The sequence below is a fragment of the Niveispirillum sp. genome, assembly GCF_052437035.1.
In the GTDB taxonomy this organism is placed as follows: Bacteria; Pseudomonadota; Alphaproteobacteria; order Azospirillales; family Azospirillaceae; genus Niveispirillum.
The window spans coordinates 1-572 of record NZ_JBQVOH010000054.1 but is presented as its reverse complement, the minus strand read 5'-3'; the positions used below and the strand labels follow the sequence as shown (position 1 = coordinate 572).

The following is a 572-nucleotide window of genomic DNA, read 5'->3' as shown; positions in this document are numbered from 1 at the left end:
GCGATGAACAGATCGCCCATGGTCCGCGCCTTGGCCCAGGCCAGATGCTTGTCGGCGCGCACGGCCAGATCGATGCCGGGCTCAGCGGCCTGCATCGAGATGATGGCTTGCGTCCCGGTCAGCATGCGCCCGATGCCGTCGGCGGGGCGGTAATCGCGGTCAAAGGCGAAGGGGGCGGCGTGGCCCCACCAACCCGACAAGGGCTGGTGCATGGCGGCATGATGACGCTTTGCCGCGAAGATGAAGGCCGGGCTGCCAGGGCCGCCATTCAGGTATTTATAGGTACAGCCCACCGCGAAATCGGCCTTTGCCGCGTTCAGGTCCACCGGGATGGCCCCGGCGGAATGGCACAGGTCCCAGACGGTCAGGGCGCCGACGGCATGGGCCTTGGCCGTGATCGCCGCCATGTCCAGGACATGGGCGCTCTTGTAATGCACATGGGTCAGGGCGACGACGGCGACATCGTCGGTGATGGCATCCAGGATGCCGTCCTTTTCCACGAACCGGATGTCATGGCCCTGGCCCAGAAAGGCGGCCAGACCCTGCACCATGTAGTTATTGGTGGGGAAGTT

1 protein-coding gene is annotated in these 572 nt (G+C 65.2%); it reads right to left on the bottom strand.

Annotation, left to right across the window (positions count from 1 at the left end; genetic code table 11):
• Positions 1–572: aminotransferase class V-fold PLP-dependent enzyme (locus tag ACT6Q8_RS25640; RefSeq protein WP_444739498.1), on the bottom strand; the 572-nt coding region annotated here is incomplete at both ends.